At 68.6% G+C, this 18,035-nt stretch carries 18 protein-coding genes; 12 read left to right on the forward strand and 6 right to left on the reverse strand.

The window, feature by feature from the left end:
* Together VHS75_RS00115 and VHS75_RS00120 are read left to right on the forward strand one after the other, a co-directional pair.
* Positions 1-340, forward strand: a 340-nt coding sequence (locus tag VHS75_RS00115; RefSeq protein ID WP_329636564.1) for a hypothetical protein, incomplete at its 5' end; no start/stop codon positions are given.
* 41 nt (positions 341-381) lie between these two features.
* Complete coding sequence (locus tag VHS75_RS00120) at positions 382-1,461, forward strand: FAD-dependent oxidoreductase (protein ID WP_329636565.1); 1,080 nt, start codon at positions 382-384, stop codon at positions 1,459-1,461.
* A 6-nt stretch (positions 1,462-1,467) separates the two neighbouring features.
* On the opposite strand, the gene VHS75_RS00125 is transcribed toward VHS75_RS00120, so the two are convergent.
* Genes VHS75_RS00125 through VHS75_RS00135 form a run of 3 tightly spaced genes read right to left on the reverse strand, consistent with a single transcriptional unit; the run spans position 1,468 to position 4,276 of the window.
* A complete protein-coding gene (locus VHS75_RS00125) occupies positions 1,468-2,280 on the reverse strand; it encodes a hypothetical protein (RefSeq protein ID WP_329636566.1) in 813 nt (270 codons plus the stop codon).
* Positions 2,277-2,888, reverse strand: coding sequence for a glutathione S-transferase family protein (locus VHS75_RS00130; protein WP_329636567.1), 612 nt, complete (start codon positions 2,886-2,888; stop codon positions 2,277-2,279). Before VHS75_RS00130 ends, VHS75_RS00125 begins: the two co-directional genes overlap by 4 nt.
* Positions 2,885-4,276 (reverse strand): NupC/NupG family nucleoside CNT transporter, encoded by a 1,392-nt coding sequence (locus VHS75_RS00135; RefSeq protein WP_329636568.1) that lies wholly within the window; start codon positions 4,274-4,276, stop codon positions 2,885-2,887. Before VHS75_RS00135 ends, VHS75_RS00130 begins: the two co-directional genes overlap by 4 nt.
* A gap of 283 nt (positions 4,277-4,559) precedes the next feature.
* Between VHS75_RS00135 and VHS75_RS00140 the strand changes: the two genes are divergently transcribed.
* The 6 genes from VHS75_RS00140 to VHS75_RS00165 all read left to right on the forward strand — a co-directional run bounded on the left by VHS75_RS00140 (position 4,560) and on the right by VHS75_RS00165 (position 11,618).
* Entirely contained in the window at positions 4,560-5,702 is a 1,143-nt protein-coding gene (locus tag VHS75_RS00140) for an ABC transporter permease (RefSeq protein WP_329636569.1), read from the forward strand.
* A complete protein-coding gene (locus VHS75_RS00145; RefSeq protein ID WP_329636570.1) occupies positions 5,699-6,463 on the forward strand; it encodes an ABC transporter ATP-binding protein in 765 nt (254 codons plus the stop codon). The genes VHS75_RS00140 and VHS75_RS00145 overlap by 4 nt, the downstream gene beginning before the upstream one ends.
* An 11-nt stretch (positions 6,464-6,474) precedes the next feature.
* Positions 6,475-7,449 carry an efflux RND transporter periplasmic adaptor subunit gene (locus VHS75_RS00150; protein WP_329636571.1) on the forward strand — a complete coding sequence of 325 codons (975 nt, stop codon included), beginning with the start codon at positions 6,475-6,477 and terminating at the stop codon, positions 7,447-7,449.
* A 185-nt stretch (positions 7,450-7,634) separates the two neighbouring features.
* Positions 7,635-8,540 (forward strand): SDR family NAD(P)-dependent oxidoreductase, encoded by a 906-nt coding sequence (locus tag VHS75_RS00155; protein WP_329636572.1) that lies wholly within the window; start codon positions 7,635-7,637, stop codon positions 8,538-8,540.
* A 138-nt stretch (positions 8,541-8,678) separates the two neighbouring features.
* Positions 8,679-10,094, forward strand: coding sequence for an MFS transporter (locus tag VHS75_RS00160; RefSeq protein ID WP_329636573.1), 1,416 nt, complete (start codon positions 8,679-8,681; stop codon positions 10,092-10,094).
* A 105-nt stretch (positions 10,095-10,199) separates the two neighbouring features.
* Complete coding sequence (locus VHS75_RS00165) at positions 10,200-11,618, forward strand: MFS transporter (RefSeq protein WP_329636574.1); 1,419 nt, start codon at positions 10,200-10,202, stop codon at positions 11,616-11,618.
* Positions 11,619-11,624: 6 nt separating this feature from the next.
* Here VHS75_RS00165 and VHS75_RS00170 read toward each other — a convergent pair whose 3' ends face one another.
* Positions 11,625-12,740, reverse strand: coding sequence for an Mrp/NBP35 family ATP-binding protein (locus VHS75_RS00170; protein ID WP_329636575.1), 1,116 nt, complete (start codon positions 12,738-12,740; stop codon positions 11,625-11,627).
* 128 nt (positions 12,741-12,868) lie between these two features.
* Between VHS75_RS00170 and hflK the strand changes: the two genes are divergently transcribed.
* From hflK to VHS75_RS00185, 3 genes are read left to right on the forward strand one after another with little or no spacing between them, the layout of a single operon-like run.
* Positions 12,869-14,068: an FtsH protease activity modulator HflK gene (gene hflK, locus VHS75_RS00175; RefSeq protein ID WP_329636576.1), complete on the forward strand. Its 1,200-nt coding sequence runs from the start codon at positions 12,869-12,871 to the stop codon at positions 14,066-14,068.
* Complete coding sequence (locus tag VHS75_RS00180) at positions 14,065-14,982, forward strand: protease modulator HflC (RefSeq protein WP_329636577.1); 918 nt, start codon at positions 14,065-14,067, stop codon at positions 14,980-14,982. Before hflK ends, VHS75_RS00180 begins: the two co-directional genes overlap by 4 nt.
* Positions 14,982-15,524 (forward strand): GNAT family N-acetyltransferase, encoded by a 543-nt coding sequence (locus VHS75_RS00185; protein WP_329636578.1) that lies wholly within the window; start codon positions 14,982-14,984, stop codon positions 15,522-15,524. Before VHS75_RS00180 ends, VHS75_RS00185 begins: the two co-directional genes overlap by 1 nt.
* Here VHS75_RS00185 and VHS75_RS00190 read toward each other — a convergent pair.
* Both VHS75_RS00190 and serB read right to left on the reverse strand, forming a co-directional pair.
* On the reverse strand, positions 15,503-16,180 hold the full coding sequence (locus tag VHS75_RS00190) for an HAD family phosphatase (protein ID WP_329636579.1): 678 nt from the start codon (positions 16,178-16,180) through the stop codon (positions 15,503-15,505). The two genes, VHS75_RS00185 and VHS75_RS00190, sit on opposite strands and share 22 nt — an antisense overlap.
* Positions 16,177-17,070: a phosphoserine phosphatase SerB gene (gene serB, locus VHS75_RS00195; RefSeq protein ID WP_329636580.1), complete on the reverse strand. Its 894-nt coding sequence runs from the start codon at positions 17,068-17,070 to the stop codon at positions 16,177-16,179. Before serB ends, VHS75_RS00190 begins: the two co-directional genes overlap by 4 nt.
* On the opposite strand from serB, the gene miaA reads away from it, so the two are divergent.
* Positions 17,069-17,998 carry a tRNA (adenosine(37)-N6)-dimethylallyltransferase MiaA gene (gene miaA, locus VHS75_RS00200; RefSeq protein ID WP_329636581.1) on the forward strand — a complete coding sequence of 310 codons (930 nt, stop codon included), beginning with the start codon at positions 17,069-17,071 and terminating at the stop codon, positions 17,996-17,998. The two genes, serB and miaA, sit on opposite strands and share 2 nt — an antisense overlap.
* Positions 17,999-18,035 lie beyond the last annotated feature (37 nt).

The following is an 18,035-nucleotide window of genomic DNA, read 5'->3' on the forward strand; positions in this document are numbered from 1 at the left end:
CTCCGGCGACGCCCTCTATCCGGGGCGCCTCTACGTCCCGCTGAACGACTTCACCGACTACCGCGCCGGCATCGACCGGGTCGTGGGCTTCACCAAGGACCGCCGCCTCAGCCATATCCTGGGCGCCCACATCGAGATGACCACGACGCCCGGCAAGGATTATCCGCAGGCCGCGCCCGCCCATCCGAACGAGCACGCGCTCGATCTGCCCTACGCCGATCTGCTCGAACTACAGGCGGCGGTGCACAGGATGGGCGACACGGCGGTCAAGGACGTGCACGACGACTTCATCGTCTTCCCGCTGCCGCCAAGGCCGCCGGCGCCCAAACCTGCCGGCTGAACCGCCACGGCGGCGACACGTTCGACCACCCGGAGGACTCGATGGCCGCCAAGCCCAGGATCCTGATCGTCGGCGCCGGCCCCTGCGGCATGACCGCGGCGCTGGAACTGACGCGGCGCGGTTTCACCGCCCGGATCATCGACAAGGAGCCGGGCCCGACCCCGCTCTCCAAGGCCGTCGGCATCAGCCCGCGCAGCCTGGAGATCCTCGAGCCCACGGGCGTCACCGAGCGCCTCCTGGCCAAGGGCGTGCGCATGCAGGCCGTCCAGGCCCGCTATGAGGACCAACTGCTGGCGACCATCCGGCTCTCGCGCATCCCGCACCGCTTCAACTTCCTGCTCTCCCTGCCGCAAAGCGAGACCGAGACGGTCATGGAGGACGTGCTGCGCGACCTGGGCGTCGCCGTCGAATGGAATGCCGAGCTCACCGACATCCGCCTGGCCGGCGTCAAGGTCGAGGCCGAGCTCTCGGGGGCTAAGGGCGGGACTTTCGACTACGTCTATGCCGCCGACGGGGCGCACAGCCGGGTGCGCGAGATCCTGGGCCTGGGCTTCACCGGCTACACCCATAAGCGCACCTGGAGCATCGCCGACGCGGCGATCCCCGACTGGCCGTTCCCCGAGGCCACGGCCATGGCCGTGCTGCATCGCAACGGCGACATGGGCTTCATCATCCCCATCGGGCCGAAGCGCTTCCGGGCGGTGTCCAACACGCCGGATGCTCTGGGTCACATCCCGGGGACCGCCAGCGCCCAGGTCAGCCAGAGCGACACCTTCCACATCCCCGTGCGCCAGGCCGACCGCTATCAGGCCGGCGGCGTCTTCCTGGGCGGCGATGCGGCGCATGTGCATTCGCCGATCGGCGCGCGGGGGATGAACCTCGGCATCGAGGACGCCCACGCCTTCGCCGCGCGTCTCACCGGCAAGACCCTGGACGGCTACACCGCCGAGCGCCACCCGATCGGCCACCGCTGGATCGTGCTCAGCGAGCGGCTGCTGGCCGGCGTTCAGTCGGCCAACCCGTTGCTGATCCCATTCCGCAACCTGGCCATCCGCACCATCGGCAGGCTACCGGCGTTGCAGAAACCGATGATGGAACGGATCGCGGGGCTTCGCGAGTAACTGACGTCAGTCGGCGGCCTTCCAGGCGCCGTTCTCAAGCACGAGGCTCGCCCAGCTGCCGGCGCCCTGCAGGGCCACGGCGGTCGACTGGCGGACCACCACCCGTTTGACCGCCTTCAGCTCCTTGATCATCTGCGGCATGGCCTGGGCGGCCTGCTTGAGGACTTCAGGCGGCATGGTCCCGATCCGCGAGCCCTTGGAAGACAGCGCCGCCGCCGCGGCCAGATCGCCGTGCTGCAGGGCTTCGGCTCGGGCGATCAGCACCCGGATCTGCTCGCTCGCCTGGGCGGCCGGGCCCTTCAGGTCGGCCTGCACCGGATCGGTGAGCACCGGGGCGCTGAAGGTGAACTTGAAGTCAGACCCGCCGCCGTCGTAGTCGCCGGAGATGCGCGTGGCGGCGATGTCCAGGCGTTTGAAGACGCCCTCGGAATTCGACAGCGAGATACTGGTGAGCGAGGCGCCCAGCTCCTCCGGCTTAGAGAGCACCGTGACATGCAGGGCGGACGGGGACTTCGGCGCGAACTCCAGCATGACACCGCGCACGATCTGGTCGCGGGCCATGCCGATCACCGGCGGGAACACGATGCCATAGAGGGCCGAGATCGGGACTTCCACGTCGGACAGCACGACGCGGATCTGCGGGCCGTTGTCGAGCAATCCCTCAGTGTTGTCCTGGCTGAGCGCGATGGCGTGTTTGAAGCTGAGCTTCACGCCATCGCGGGCATAAGCGCCGGACGTGACGCCGGGATCGAGCGCGAACGCCGGGCTCGCGAACGCAGCCAGGCCTGTGGCCATGATCAAACGGCGGGTGGCGGTCATGCCTTGGCTCCTGGCCGTTCGCGCATGGCGGTGAGCCAGCGGTTGAGATGGGTCAGCTCTTCCGGCGGCCGCAGGCGCACGATGCGGGCGAAGTCGATGCCGATGGCGGCCACGATGTCGGCGATGGTCAGCCGGTCCGCCGCGATGAAGGCGCTCTCGCCCAGCCGCCGGTCCAGCACCTTGAGCGCCTTCAGTCCGGCCTGCTGGTTCCAGGCCCCGACCTCGGGCGCCGGGGCCTCCAGCGCCGCAAACCCCGGGTGGCTGAGCCGCACCCCCAGCATGAAGGGCGTGGCGATCAGCATCTCGGCGCGGCGCGTCCACATCTCGATGATCGCCGTCTCCTTCGGGTCGCGCCCGAACAGGTTCGGCTCGGGATAGAGGCTCTCCAGATAGCGGCAGATGGCCAGGGACTCGGTGATCGTCGTCCCGTCGTCCATTTCCAGCATCGGCAACTGGGGCAGGCCCGCCTTGGCCAGGTAGCCCGCGGTCTTATGCTCGCCGTCCGGGATGCTGACCGGGATCACCTCGACGTCGGCGATCCCCTTCTCAGCCATCACCCAGCGCACCCGGCGCGGGTTGGGGGCGACCGGGGCGTCGTAGAGTTTCATGGCTTGGCCGGGGTTTGAGCTGCGTCGGGCGCGGCCACGGGCGGCGGCGTCGGGTTCGGGGCGAGCGTCGGAGCCAGCACCGGCGCGGGCTTGGGCGGCGGCGGCTCGTGGCCGAACAGGGCCGAAGGCATGACGCCGACCACCGAGGCGGTCAGGCAGGTGGCCAGGAAGCCGGCCATCATCGCCTTCCAGACCATACCCATGATCTCGGCGCGCCGCTCCGGCACAAGCACCGAATAGCCCGCGACGTTGATGCCCACCGAGGCGATGTTGGCGAAGCCGCAGAGCGCATAGGTCATGATCACGCGCGTGCGCTCGTCGATGGCGCCGGCTGGGATGCCGCCCATCCGGATGAAGGCGGTGAACTCGGTCAGCACCAGCTTGACGCCCAGCAGCGAGCCCGCGGTCGGCGCGTCGGCCCAGCGGATGCCCAGCGCCCAGGCCAGGGGCGCGAAGATCACCCCCAGGATTCGCTCCACCGACACCGGCTGGCCGCTGACGCTGGGGAGCATCCCCAGGATGCCGTTCAGCATCGCCACCAGGGCCACGAAGACAATCAGGGTGGCCGCCACATTGAGCACGATGGAGAGGCCGTCGGACGTGCCCTTGATCAGGGCGTCGACCGAGCTTTCGTAGACCTTTTCCTCGACCGGGTTCTCCGGATCGAAGACCTCTTTCTCCGCAACCCGCGGCACCAGGATGCGGGCCAGGAGCACGCCAGCTGGTGCGGAGATGATCGAAGCGGTCAGCACATGGCTGGCGGCGTTGGGTAGGACGTCCTTCAGGATCGTCGCATAGGCCACCATGGTCGAGCCGGAGACGCAGCTCATGCCGACGGCGATCAACATGAAGAGCTCGGAGCGCGAGAGGCTGGGCAGGTAGCTGCGGATGAAGATCGGGCCTTCCACCTGGCCCATGAAGATGGTCGCAGCGGTCGCCAGCGCCGGCGGCCCGCGCAGGCCCATGGTCTTCTCGAAGACCAGGCCGAAGCCCTGGGTGATCCACTTCAGGATCCGCCAGTGCCACAACAGGGCGGCCAGCGCGCAGACCACCAGGATCACCGGCAGCACCCGGAAGGCGAAGACGAACAGCGAGCCTGGATTGGTGAGCGCGTAGGGCTGGTCCGGCGTCCCGGCCAGGAAGCCGAACACGAAGGCCACCCCAGCTTGGGTCGAGGCGGACAGACCGTCCACCGCATGGCCGACACCCTCCAGGCCCGCGCGAAGCGCCGGCAAGCCGAACAGCGCCAGGACCAGGGCCGCCTGCACCAGCACCGCCCCGATCGCCAGCTTCCACGGGAACAGCCGGCGGTTCTCCGAAAGCGCCCAGCAGATGCCGATGGTCAGCGCCACGCCCACCAGGCTCTGCGCATTCTCAAGACCGAACATTCGCCGAAAGACCCCCGCTGGCCGCGATTCCTGCGGCCCCCTTGCCGATAGAGGGACAGATGCGCGCCCGGCGCAAGATTGCCGCCGGTTCGCGGGCCGCGCCCGCCCGGATTACAAAGGTTTAATCGGACCGTCCGCATCTGCCGCTGGCGCTTCGCGCCTCTTCACGGTTGAGCGCATTTCGCGACGGCATGGGCGGCCCTGTTACCCCGGTGTTACGGGGATTTAACTGGCTCCTGGGGCTGGGCCGCGACATCTCGCGTTCGAACGGGAGATTGTCGCCATGTCGCTGGCCTTGGCCACGCTGCTCTACGAGTGGAAGCGCTACAGCGCCGCGATGGTGGCGCTGGCGTTCTCAGGCCTGCTGGTCCTGGCCCAGGTCGGCATGTTCACCGGCATCGTGAACTCGATCACCGCCTCCATCGACCGATCTCGCGCCGACCTGATGATCCTGGGACCGAAGAACGACAGCCTGATCAATTCCGGCCCCAACGGCCTTCCCGAGCGCATCCGGCCGCTGATCTATCTCAATCCACAGGTCGTCGAGGTCGAGAGCCTGGACGGCGACGGCGCGCCGTGGATCAACACGCCCGCTCCCGGCAAGAAGGCGGTCCGGACCTTCGTCAACACCTTCGACGTCGATCCCCGGCCCGGCTCGGTCACCCTGCCCGTCGACTACCCGGAATCCGTCCGGCTGGCCTTGCTTGAGCCCTATGCGGTGGTGATCGACAAGACGGCGCAGGCGGCGCTCGGCACGCACCTCGGCGCCACCGCCAGCCTGAACGGCAAGACCGTCTATGTGCGCGCCCTCCTGGACAACTACGCCAACGTCAACCAGCCGGTCGTCTACATGTCGCGCGACACCATGCGGCTGCTGGGCATGGGCCCGAAGAACGGCAAGACCGGCCCCTTGATGGTGCGCCTGCGCGACCCCGCTCAGGCGATCGCCGTGCGCGATCAGCTCAACTCGGTGGCCAATGGCGCCTACAAGGCCTGGAGCAAGCCGGACCTCGCGACGGCCAACCGCAAGGCCCTGATGGGCGAGCAGATCATCGGCATCTTCCTGGGCTTCTCCCTGTTCCTGGGCCTGCTCATCGGGGTCGGCATCACGTCGCAGACGCTGCGCGGGGCGATCCTGGCCAGCATCAAGGAGTTCGCCAGCCTGCGGGCGCTCGGCGTCTCGCTGGGCTCGCTCAGCGCGATCGTGCTGGAGCTGTCGCTCTGGGTCGGCGTGGCCGGCCTCCTGGCCACGGCCCTCTTCACCTATGGCGTCTACCTGCTGGCCACCAAGTTCAACATGCCGATGGGCTTCCCCATGATCTGGGTGATCACCGTGGTGATCCTGCTCACGGTCATCTCGATCCTCTCGGGGTTCTTCTCCCTGGGCGTCCTGAAGAAAAGCCAACCTGCGGACCTGCTGCGATGAGTTCTCAAGCCGCCTCCCAAAAACCGGCGCTTGTCGCGCGCGGCCTGAAGAAGCGCTTCAAGACCGGGCGCACCCATATCGAGGTGTTGAAGTCCGTCGACTTCGAGGCCCTGCACGGTGAAGTCACCATGGTCATGGGCCCATCGGGCTCCGGCAAGTCGACCCTGGTGGCGGTGCTCTCGGGCCTGTTGCGGCCGGACGCCGGCCAGGTGCAGGCGATGGGCCAGGATCTCTGGAGCCTGAAGCCCAACAAGATCGACCGCTTCCGGCTCGACCACTGCGGCTTCATCTTCCAGGGCTTCAACCTGTTCCCCGCCCTGACCGCGCGGCAGCAGGTCGAGATCATCCTCAAGTACAAGGGCTACTCCCGCTCTGACGCGCGCGAAAAGGCCGCCGTCGCGCTCACCGAGGTGGGCCTGGAGATGCGCATGAACTCGCGCCCGTCGGAGATGTCCGGCGGCGAGAAGCAGCGCGTCGCCATCGCCCGCGCCCTGGCCAAGGACCCGCAGCTCCTTTTCGCCGACGAGCCCACCAGCGCGCTCGACGGCGAGAACGGCCAGGTGGTGATCAAGCTCCTGCAGCGCGCCGCCAAGTCGTTCGGCGCCGCGGTGGTCTGCGTGACCCACGACCCGCGCCTGGAAAGCTACGCCGACCGCATCATCCACATCGAGGATGGCCTCATCCTCGACGACCGCCGCGCCGACCCCCTGTCGATCGCGGCGGACCAGCAACACCTGCATCCCGCCTTCGCCGGGGCCTAAGGACCAAAGTCATGCTCGCCCTCGCCCGCAGCCGCATCTTCTGGCTCGTCGCCGTCCTCGTCCTCGTCGTAGGGGCCGGCGCTTTCGTCATGAACAGCCAGGCCAACACCAAGAAGACCGCGGCCGCCAAGGTCGCCGCCGCCAACGCACCCAAGAGCCCCTATGTCGCCATCGCCAACGGCAAGGCCGACGTGGAGGGCGGATTGATCCAGGTCGCCGCCCGCACCGCCGGCGTCGTCCAGGAGGTCGACGTGCAGGAAGGCGCTGACGTCAAGAGGGGCCAGGTCCTCGCCCGCCTGGAAGACGAACAACCGCGCCTGCAGGCCCAGGAAGCCCAGGCCGAACTGGCCCAGGCCCACGCCCAGGTCGCCCTGCTGCAGGTGCAGATCGCCACCGCCAAGCGCGAGTTCGAGCGCCTGCAGGGCCTGATCGCCAAGAACTTCATCGCCCGGCAGACGGTCGACCAGGCGCAGGACGCGATCCACGTGGCGGAGGCCAATCTGCAGGCCCAGAACGCCGCCATCGCCACCGCCCAGGCCAAACTCAGCCAGGCCAAGTACAACCAGGAGCTCACCGTCATCCGCGCCCCGGCCGACGGGCGCATCGTGCGCCGCTACGCCAACCCCGGCGCCGGCGCCTCGACGCTGAACGTCTCCAACATGTTCGACCTGGAGCCCAGGGCGGACCGCATCGTGCGCGCCGAGATCTCGGAAAGCGCCCTGCCCTACGTGCTGATCGGCCAGACCGTGCAGCTTTCCGCCGAGGCCGACCCGACCCGCGTCGTGCCTGGCCGCGTGCTGCGGCGCGCCGCGGTCTTCGGGGCCCGCAAACTGCTGTCGGACGACCCCACCGAACGCACCGACGACCGCGTGGTCGAAGTCGTGGTCTCGACCGACGGCGCCCCGTTCCTGATCGGCCAGCGGGTGCTGGTGAAGTTCATGCGCACCCAGCAGCAGGCCCGGGCGAACACTCCGGCGGCGGGATAGGACGCCGGGCGGTCCGCCTCATCCTCCCCAAGGGCTGACGGACCGCACAGCGGCCAGGGCGGGGGCTCGCGCGCTAAAGCGACGCTCCCGCTCTGGCTTTCGCCTGCCCTCGCCTTGACGCCTCCGCCGCCGCGCCGCACAAGGCCCGCCGAATTCGCGTAGCGCGCTCAAGAGAGGACCTTCCCATGGCGGACATCCGCTTCGACGGCAAAGTGGCCATCGTCACCGGCGCGGGCGGGGGCCTTGGCCGCCAGCACGCGCTTGAACTGGCCCGCCGCGGCGCGCGCGTGGTGGTCAACGACCTGGGCGGTTCGGTCGACGGCTCCGGCGGCGGCTCCGAAGCGGCCCACGCGGTCGTCGAGGAGATCAAGGCGCTGGGCGGCGAGGCCATCGCCAACGGCTCGTCGGTCACCGACGACGCGGGCGTGGCCCTGATGGTCAAGCACGCCATGGACGCCTGGAGCCGCATCGACGTCCTGGTCGCCAACGCCGGCGTGCTGCGCGACAAGACCTTCTCCAAGATGGAGATCGCCGACTTCGAGTTCGTCCTCGGCGTCCACCTGATGGGCACGGTGAAGCCGGCCAAGGCGGTCTGGGAGATCATGCGCACCCAGAACTACGGGCGCATCGTGGTCACCACCTCGTCCAGCGGGCTCTACGGCAACTTCGGCCAGTCGAACTATGGCGCGGCCAAGCTCGGCATCATCGGCTTCATGAACACGCTGAAGCTCGAGGGTCAGAAGAACAACATTCATGTCAACGCGATCGCGCCTGTGGCCGCCACGCGGATGACCGAGAACCTGATGCCTCCGGAAATCCTGGCGCACCTGAAGCCCGAATATGTGACGCCTGGCGTGGTCTTCCTCTGCTCGGACGAGGCGCCCACCGGCTGCATCCTGACCGCCGGCGCGGGCGCGTTCGCCCTGTCTCACATCGTCGAGACCGAGGGCGTCTACCTCGGCGAAAAGGGCCTGTCGGTGGAAGAGATCCGCGACAACTGGTCCAAGATCACCGATCCGGCGGGCCAGCAGCCCTACAACGCCGGCGGCGAACAGACCGCCAAGGTCTTCCGCAAGATGCAGGGCGGCTAAGGTCCCCGCGCGCCCGGAAACGGGCGCACTCAGAGATCCACATTACGCCGAATCCACTTGCGCCCGCGCAGGTGGGCGCGCGTAATCTTGCCGCCTGATCGCGCCCGTCAGAGGCGCGGCCCGGTGAGGAGTTGGACGTTGTCACAGGCCAAGGGCGCCGCGTCGGCGCCGCTTTCGCTTTCTGCGACCCTCACCTTCGCCTGCTGCTACCTGCCGTTTTCAGCGCTCAACACCTCCGTCGCCGTGCAGGTGCCGAACTACTTCGCCCGGCACATTGGACTGGGCCTGGCGGTAGGCGGCGTCTTCGGCCTGATCCGCCTGATCGACATCCCGCTGGATCCGTTCCTGGGCCTGGTGATGGACCGCACGCGCACGCCACTGGGCCGCTATCGGCCATGGATGATGCTGGGCGCGCCGGTGCTGATGCTGGCGATCTACATGATGTACGAGGCGCCGGTCGGGGCCTCGCGCGGCTATCTGCTGCTATGGCTGCTCATCATGTACCTGGGCATGTCGCTGCTGTTGCTGGCGGCCAACGCCTGGGCGGCGACGCTGGCGGTCAGCTACACGCACCGCTCGCGGATATTCGGGGCGATGCAAGGGCTCGGCACCCTGGGCGCCATCGCCATCCTGGTGATCCCGATCATTACCCACGGAATGCACCGCACCGACGCGCAGGGCATCCAGGCGGTCGGCTGGTTCCTGGTGGTCATGGCGCCGGTGACCATCGCGCTGGTCACGCTGCGCACCCCGGAGCCGCTGACGAAGGTCGAGGCCAGCCGTGTGCGGCTGTCGGACTACGCCGAGCTGCTCGCGCGTCCCAACGTCCTGCGCCTGATCGCCGCCGACTTCTTCATCATCATGGGCCCGGCGTGGATGAGCGCGCTGTACCTGTTCTTCTTCACCGACAGCCGCGGGTTCTCGCTCTCCGCGGCGAACGGCCTCTTGGTGATCTATATCGCCGCAGGGCTGTTCGGCGCGCCGGCCACCGCCTGGCTCGCCAACCGCATCAGCAAACATCGGGCGCTCGCAGTCACCGCCGTCGGCTATTCCCTGATGCTGATCGTGATCTTCCTGTCGCCCAAGGCCAGCTTCGCGATCGCCGCGCCGGCGATGTTCATGGCTGGCGCCCTGGCGGCCGGCAGCGTCGTCATGATCCGCTCACTCACCGCCGACATCGGAGATGAGATTCGGCTGGAGCAAGGCCAGCATCAGATCGGCCTGCTCTACGCGCTGACCAGCGGCACGACCAAGGCCGCCGGCGCGCTGGCCGTGACCCTGACCTTCTGGGTGCTCAGTCTGGTGGGCTACAACCCCGCCGAGCACGCCACAAACGGCGCGGCACAGATCCGCGGCCTGGAGCTCGCCTACGCCATCGGCCCCATCGTCTTTGTGATGATCGGCGGCGCCTGTTTCCTCGGCTACAAGCTGTCGGCCGAACGCCACGCCGACATCCGCCGCCGCCTCGATGAGCGCGACGCCGTCTACGCCGAAAGTCCGGTCGTTCAGAGCCTTGCGCCGTCGCCCAGCGAGACGCTCGTCACCGGTCCGTGACCGTGCGCCGCCCCGGAAAGCCCTTGCGCGGGGGACGTCTGCAAGCTCTCCTGCCCAGATTAAGCACTCCACAGAGAGTGACCTATTGATATTGGGAGACGCTCAGTGACCCTAAACTCCGCGGCCCCTGCGGGTCGGCTGCCATTTCCACGCCTGTTCGCATTTTCCGCCGGAAGCATCCCCGGTTACCTCCTGCTTGGCATTATGGGAGTCTATCTGCCCCGCTTCTACGCCGGGCACCTGGGCATCAGCCTGCTGAAGCTGGGCGCGACCATCGCCGTCATCCGGCTGGCCGACCTGGTGATCGACCTCTTCCTCGGCATCCTGATGGACAAGACCAAGACGCCCATGGGGCGCTATCGGCCCTGGTACCTGCTGGGCTTGCCGGTGGTGATCCTCGCGGTGTTCAAGGTGTTCAACCCGCCGGACGGCGCCGGCATCCCCTATATGTTGGTGTGGTACTCGCTGCTCTACGTCGCCTATTCGCTGCTGGTCTTGGGCCACTCCGCCTGGGCCGGCACCATCACTGGCGACTACAACGAGCGATCCCGGATTTTCGCCTGGATGATGGGCCTGGCCCTGGCCGGAAGCGTGGCGATCAACCTGCTGCCTTTGGTCACTCACGGCGCGATCAACCCGGCCAAGTCGGCCAGCATGGGCACCATCGGCTGGATCATCATCGGGGCGTCGGTGATCACCGTGCCGCTCGCCTTGTTGTTCGCGAAGGAGCCCATCGCACCGGTCGCCAACAAGGAGAAAATGACCTTCAAGGACTATGCCGCCGTCATCACCACGCCCTCGATGCTGCGGCTGGTGCTGGCCGACCTGTTCCTCACCCTCGGTCCCGGCACGACCGCCCCGATCTACGTGTTCTTCTTCCACGAGGCGAAGCACTTCTCGCTGATCCAAGTGCCCGAACTGCTGATCCCCTACACCGCCGCCGGCGTGATCGGCGCGCCGTTCTGGGGCCGCGTCGCCCAGAGGGTCGGCAAGCACCGTGCCGTGCAGATCGCCTGCGCAGCCTATGCCGTTACCCAGACGACCCTGATGATCATGCCGGCGGGCCAGTTCTGGCTCACCGCCCTCGGCATGTTCAGCGTCGGGTTCTGCGCCAGCGCCTTCATCCTACTGGTGCGGGCCATGGTGGCCGACGTGGCCGACCAGCTGCGCCTGGAGACCGGCCGCGAGCGATCCGGCGTGCTCTTTGCCCTGGTGACCATGACCCAGAAGTTCGGCACTTCAATCACGGTGTCGATCGTCTATCCGATCCTCGCCTACGTCGGGTTCAACGCCAAGGATGGCGCGGTCAACACGCCCCACGCCATCTGGGGGCTGGAGATGTGCTACCTCTTCGCGCCGATCATGCTGGTGGTTGTCGGTGGGGCGATGTTCTTCGGCTACTCGCTGACGAAGGAACGGCATGGCGAAATCCGCTCCCGGCTGGATGCGCTGGCCGCCGCTGAGGAGGGCGCCAGCGCCGAGAGCCTGCTGGGCCCCGGCGAGCGGATCGCCGCGGCGGAATAGGCCCGATCAGGCCAGCAACCGCCGCGCGATATCCATGAAGACGTGGGCCGCCGGGCTGTCCGGCTTGGCGGCCACCAGGGGCTCGCCGTCGTCGCAGGCTTGACGGAGCGCCATGTCGATCGGCGCCTGGCCGAGCAGCGGCACGCCCAGCGCCTGGGCCTCACGCGCCGCGCCGCCCTCGCCGAAGATGTGGATGCGCGCGCCAGTGGTCGGATCGGGGAACCAGGCCATGTTCTCCACCACACCGAGGATCGAGGCGCCGGTCTTGCGGAACATGGTGGCCGCGCGCCGGGCGTCGATCAGCGCGATCTCCTGCGGCGTCGAGACGATCACCACCCCGTCGAGTTGCAGCTTCTGGACGAGGGTCAGCTGGATATCGCCGGTGCCGGGCGGCAGGTCGATGACCAGCACGTCCAGCGGTTCCTCCGCCGTCCCCCAGACGCTGTTCATCAGGGTGCGCAGCGCCGAAGACGCCATCGGCCCGCGCCAGATGTTGGCCGTCCCGTCCTCGACGATGAACCCGATGGACATCACCTTCACGCCCCAGGCCATCAGCGGGATCAGCCGCTTGTCCTCGTCGAAGGTCGGCTCCTCGCGCGCGATGCCCATCATGTGCGGGGCAGACGGGCCATAGATGTCGGCGTCCAGCAGGCCCGCCTTCAGGCCCAGCCGCGCGAAGGCCGCCGCCAGGTTCACCGCCACCGTCGACTTGCCCACCCCGCCCTTGCCGCTGGCGATGGCGATCACCTTGCCGACGAACGGCGGGCGCTCGGCTTCGGCCATGGGCGAGAGCTTCGCCTGCGGGTCTTCCTGCACGCGGGCGGTGGGGCGGCGGCGGGGCGAGACGGTGAGTTGCGGCCCGGCGCTCTCGGCGGTCAGCACCACCTGGGCGGAGCCGACGCCCGGCGCCGCGGCCAGGACGCGTTCGGCCGCGTCGCGCACCGGGGCGTAGAGCTCGGCGTCCGCGGCCGGGATCTCGATCATGAACGCCGCCTTGTCGCCGCGGATGGTCAGGCCGCGAACCAGGCCGGCCGTGGTCAGGCCCTGGCCGGACCTGGGGTCTTTGACCGCGTCCAGGGCGGCCAGGATCGCGGCTCTATCGGGGGCGGTCTCTTCGCTCATGACGCCTTAAGCTTGCTTTGACGGAGGCTGGGTCTCATATCCATCGGACTGCGCCGCTGTATATGGGGCGCTGCGCCTGGATCGACCACAACAAAGCCCCAAGCTTAAAGCAAAGACCGACCCGGCAAATGCCCTGGAACGACAATGCCAATCCCGGCCCGTGGGGCTCCCCGCCCTCGGGCGATGACGGTGACCGCAAGGATCCGCCGTCGCGCCGTCCCACGGGCGGCGGCGGACGTGGGCCCAAGGGCCCCGGCGGCCCGGACCTGAACGCCGGCCTCGATCGCCTGCGCGACCGGCTGCGCGCGATGTTCGGCGGCGGCGGACGCGGCGTGCAGCCGGGCGTCATCGCGATGATCGCCGGCGCGGCCTTCGCGCTCTGGGCGCTCTCCGGCCTCTACCAGGTCGGACCCAACGAACAGGGCGTGGTCACCACCTTCGGAGCCTATTCGCGGTCCGAGGCGCCGGGCCTGCGCTATCACCTGCCCTACCCCATCGAAGAGGTGGAGAAGGTGCCGGTCACCAGCCTGCAGCGGATCGACATCGGCGGCGGCGGCACGGCCGACAGCGACGTGCCGCAGGAGAGCCTGATGCTGACGAGCGACCAGAACATCGTCGACCTCAATTTCAGCGTCACCTGGCGGGTCTCCGACGCATCGCGCTACGTCTTCGCGACCCGCAATCCGGAAGAAGCCGTCAAGGCGGTCGCCGAGAGCGCCATGCGCGAGGTGATCGGCAAGACCCTGCTGGATTCCATCTTCACCAACGGCCGCGGCAAGGTGCAGCTGGAGACCGCCGACCTGATGCAGAAGACCCTGGACAGCTGGGGCGCCGGTATCCGTGTGGTCGAGGTGCAGATCCGTGCTGTGAACCCGCCGCAGGAGGTGGTCGCCGCCTTCCGCGACGTGAGCAACGCCCAGCAGGACGCCTCGACCGCGGTCAACGAGGGCGAGACCTACCGCAACCGCGTGGTCAACGAAGCCAAGGGCGATGCGGCCAAGATCGTCCAGTCCGCCCAGGGCTACCGCGAGCAATCGGTGCGCACCGCCACCGGCGACGCGGCCCGCTTCAACTCGATCTACAACGAGTACAAGCGCGCGCCGCAGGCGACCCGCGACCGGCTCTATTCCGAGACGATGGAACGCGTGCTGGCCAACTCCAACAAGGTGATCATCTCCGGCAAGGGCGTCACCGCCCCGGTGATTCTGCCGTCCGACGTCTTCCGTCCGCGCGGCGCGGCAGCCCCGGCGCAACAACAGGCGCCGGTCCAGGTCGTGCCCCAGGCGCAGCCGCAACCGCAAGCCCAGCAGCCGGGAGGCGCCCAATGAGCCGCTCCACCCCGCTTTTCCTGTGGCTGATCCTCGGCTTCGTCGCCGTGGTGATCCTGGCCAACACCCTGTTCATCGTCGACCAGCGCGAAGAGGCCGTCGTGCTGCGCTTCGGCGAGCCGGTGCGCGTGATCCACGCCCCCGGCCAGCCGGGCGCGGGCCTCAACGTCAAGCAGCCCTTCGTCGAGAACGTGATCCAGTTCGACCGCCGCAATCTGGCGCTGGAAGCCGACCAGGAGGAGATCATCGACGCCGACCAGCAGCGGCTCGTGGTCGACGCCTTCCTGCGCTACCGCATTTCCGACCCGCTGCAGTACTACCGCACCCTGCGCAACGAACAGATCGCCCAGGACCGCCTGGAGCGGCTGGTGAACTCATCGCTGCGCCAGGTGCTGGGCTCCACCACCCAGTCGGACATCATCTCGGCGCGCCGGGACCAGCTGATGCAGCAGTCCAAGCTGGACGTGGCCCGCCGCGCCAAGGAATCGCGCCTGGGCATCGAGATCATCGACCTGCGCATCAAGCGCGCCGACCTGCCGGAGGCCAACCGCGCCAACGTCTATCGGCGCATGCAATCGCAACGCCAGCAGCTGGCGGCGCAATTCCGCGCCCAGGGCGAACAACAGAAGCGCGAGATCATCGCCACTGCCGACAAGCAGGTGGCGATCACGCTGGCCGACGCCCAGCAGATCGGCGAAACCACCCGCGGCCAAGGCGACGCCCAACGGACCCGCATCTTCGCGGACGCCTTCGGCAAGGATCCCAGCTTCGCGAAGTTCTATCGGCGGATGCAGGCCTACGAGGCCGGCCTCGGCCAGGGCGACACCACCATGATCCTGTCGCCGGAAGACACCGACATCCTTCGCGAGATGCACCAGGGCCCGGGCGCGGCCGCCGGGGCCGCCAAGCGCTGATGCCGGCCCTCGTCCGGCCGGACCTGGCCTATATGGCCAGCTACGTGGACGCGCTGCACGAAGGCTATGCCCGCGACAGCCTGCGCCCCGAGAGCCCGGAGCTGATTGCCCAGATCACCCGCGAGCCGGAGTGGTTCGTGCGCCTGGTCAACAATCCGCCGACCACCATCGTCCTGCCCGACGCCAGCCTGGGCGAGCGCGTGCCGGAGACGGAGCTCTGGTGGGTCGAGGACGACCGGTTCCTGGGCTCGGTCGGCGTCCGCCACCGCCTGAACGACCTGCTGGAAGCCTGGGGCGGCCACATCGGCTACTCGGTTCGGCCCTCCGCCCGCGGCCAGGGTCACGCCACGGCGATGCTGGCGGCCATGCTGGACCACATACGCGAGCACCTGTCGCTGGATCGCGTCACCCTGACGGTGAACTCGAACAACCCTGCCTCGATGAGGGTGATCGAGAAGAACGGCGGCGTCTTCCGCGACGAGATCCCACATCCCTGGATCGAGGGCGACACCGGCCGCCGCTACTGGATCGACCTGCGCTGAGCCTCCAGCAGCTCGCGCACCTCATGCAGGTCGTGGGCGATGCGGACGGTGAGCGTGCGCATCTCCTCGGTGGGATCGAGCATGTCCGGCACCATGATGGTCATCATCCCCGCCGAGGAGGCCGAGCGGACGCCGTTGTGGCTGTCTTCCAGGGCCAGACAGTCGGCCGGATCGACGCCCAGGGCTTCGGCGGCCTTCAGGAACGGCTCAGGATGCGGCTTGCCCTGCGTCTGGACGTCTCGCGGGATCAAGGCCTGGAAGCGGTCCAGCAGGCCGTGCGGCGTCAGGTTCCGCTGGATGGCCTTGAGGCTGGACGAGGTGGCGATGGCCCGCGGCAGGCCCGCGCGATCGAGATAGTCGACGATCTCCAGCACCCCGGCCTTGAGTGCGACGCCCGCGTTGCGCTCCTCATCGGCGTAGGCGCGCACGGCCTTTGACCACGCCTCCAGGTCGAAGCCCGGCCCGAAGTGCTCCACCACGATCAGGTCCGAGTGAGCATCCTGCAGGCCCACCATCCGCTGGAAGACGGAGAACGGGATCTCAGCCCCGATGTCGGCGCTGGCGCGCTCCATGGCGTGGAAGATCAGCGTCTCGGTGTCGACCAGCAGGCCGTCCATATCGAAGACGACGGCTCTAACGATGCGAGGCAGGGTCATAGGACGAAGGCGTCTTCCGAGTAGCCCTGGAAATATAGCAGCGTGGTCAGGTCGGTGTGCTCGATCCGCGCGTCGGCCTGGGCCGCGACGATCGGTTTGGCGTGATAGGCGACGCCCAGACCCGCCGCCTCGATCATCGCCAGGTCATTGGCGCCGTCGCCCAGCGCCAGCGTTTCGCTCAGGGGAATGTCGCCAGCCTTGGCTTCCTGCTGCAGCGCCGCCAGCTTGGCCTCACGCCCGAGGATTGGCTCGCCGACCAGTCCGGTCAGCATGCCGTCCGCTTCGAGCAACGTGTTCGCCCTATGGGCGTGGAACAGCGCCGCCTGCGCCACCCGGCTGGTGAAGAACGAGAACCCGCCGCTGACCAGCACGCAGCGCGCGCCGTTGGCGGCCATGGTCCGGACCAGGGTTCGCGCGCCCGGATTGAGCCTCACGCGCTCGTCATAGGCCTGCTGGAGCGCCGTCACCGGCAGGCCCTTCAGCATCGCGACCCGCTCGCGCAACGCGCCCTCGAAGGCCAGTTCGCCGCGCATGGCCCGCTCGGTGATCGCCGAAATCTCCGCCTTCAGGCCCGCGAAATCCGCCAGTTCATCCAGGCATTCGACATTGATGATGGTCGAGTCCATGTCGGCCACCAGCAGCCGCTTGCGCCGCCCCGCCGCCGGCTGGACGCACCAGTCCAGCGCCTGGCCGGCCATCGGCGCTTCCAGCGCTGCGCGCACCGCCGCCAGGTCCGGCGCCTCCAGGAAGACGTCGGTGGCGGCGCTTTCGCCGGCGTCCAGCTTGCGCGAGGACGTCCCCTTCGCGCCGGCGCTGGCGAAGATCTCGCGGAGCGCCAGTGAGAAAGCGCCTGCGTTGGGCGGCGCAACAACGGTAAGGACCAGTTCCATGGAGCCCCGCATCTGGCTGATCGCCGGTCCCACCGCAAGCGGCAAGTCCGCTCTGGCCCTGCGCCTCGCCGAGGTGACCGGCGGCGAGATCGTCAACGCCGACTCCATGCAGCTCTACGCCGACCTGCGGATGCTGACCGCCCGGCCCTCGCCGGACGAGGAAGCCCGCGCGCCCCACCACCTGTTCGGAACCGTCGACGCCGCCGACGGCTGGTCGGTGGGCCGATGGCTGCGGGCGGCGCACGACGTCCTGGCCGACATCACGGGGCGCGGCCGCCCGGCGGTGGTGGTCGGCGGCACAGGGCTCTATTTCCGCGCCCTCACCCAGGGCCTGGCCGAAGCGCCGGAGATCCCGGCCGAGGTCCGCCGCCAGACCGCCGTCGATTACGACGCCTTGGGACACGACGCCTTTCGCGATCGCCTGGCGCTGCACGATCCGGCGGCCGCCGCCCGTATCGAGGTGAATGACCGCCAGCGCCTGAGCCGCGCCTGGGAGGTCTATGCCGCCACCGGCCGCGCCCTCTCCGACTGGCAGGCCGACAGCACCCTGGCCCCGCCGGCCATCGCCTGGACGTCGGTCGCGCTCGAACCGCCGCGCGAGGCGCTCTACGCCCGCTGCGACGCCCGCCTGGCCGCCATGCTGGAAACGGGGGTCCTGGACGAGGTCGCCGCGCTGGCCGCCCGCAACCTCGATCCGGCCCTGCCGCTGATGAAGGCCGTGGGCTTCCGCGAACTCGCCGGCCACCTTCGCGGCGAGACGTCACTGCGCGACGCTCTGGCCGCCGCCCAGCAGGAAACCCGCCGCTACGCCAAGCGCCAGACCACCTGGATGCGCGGCCAGATGGCCGGCTGGCCGCGCCTCACGGAAATTAACGCCGAGGACCAGTGGAGGCAGTTTCTTGCCCTTAACCCCGCCTTGACGCCCTAGGCGCAGCATGCGAAACGCCTGATCCAGTCGTTCTAGG

This window comes from Phenylobacterium sp. (genome assembly GCF_036264965.1).
GTDB lineage: Bacteria > Pseudomonadota > Alphaproteobacteria > Caulobacterales > Caulobacteraceae > Phenylobacterium.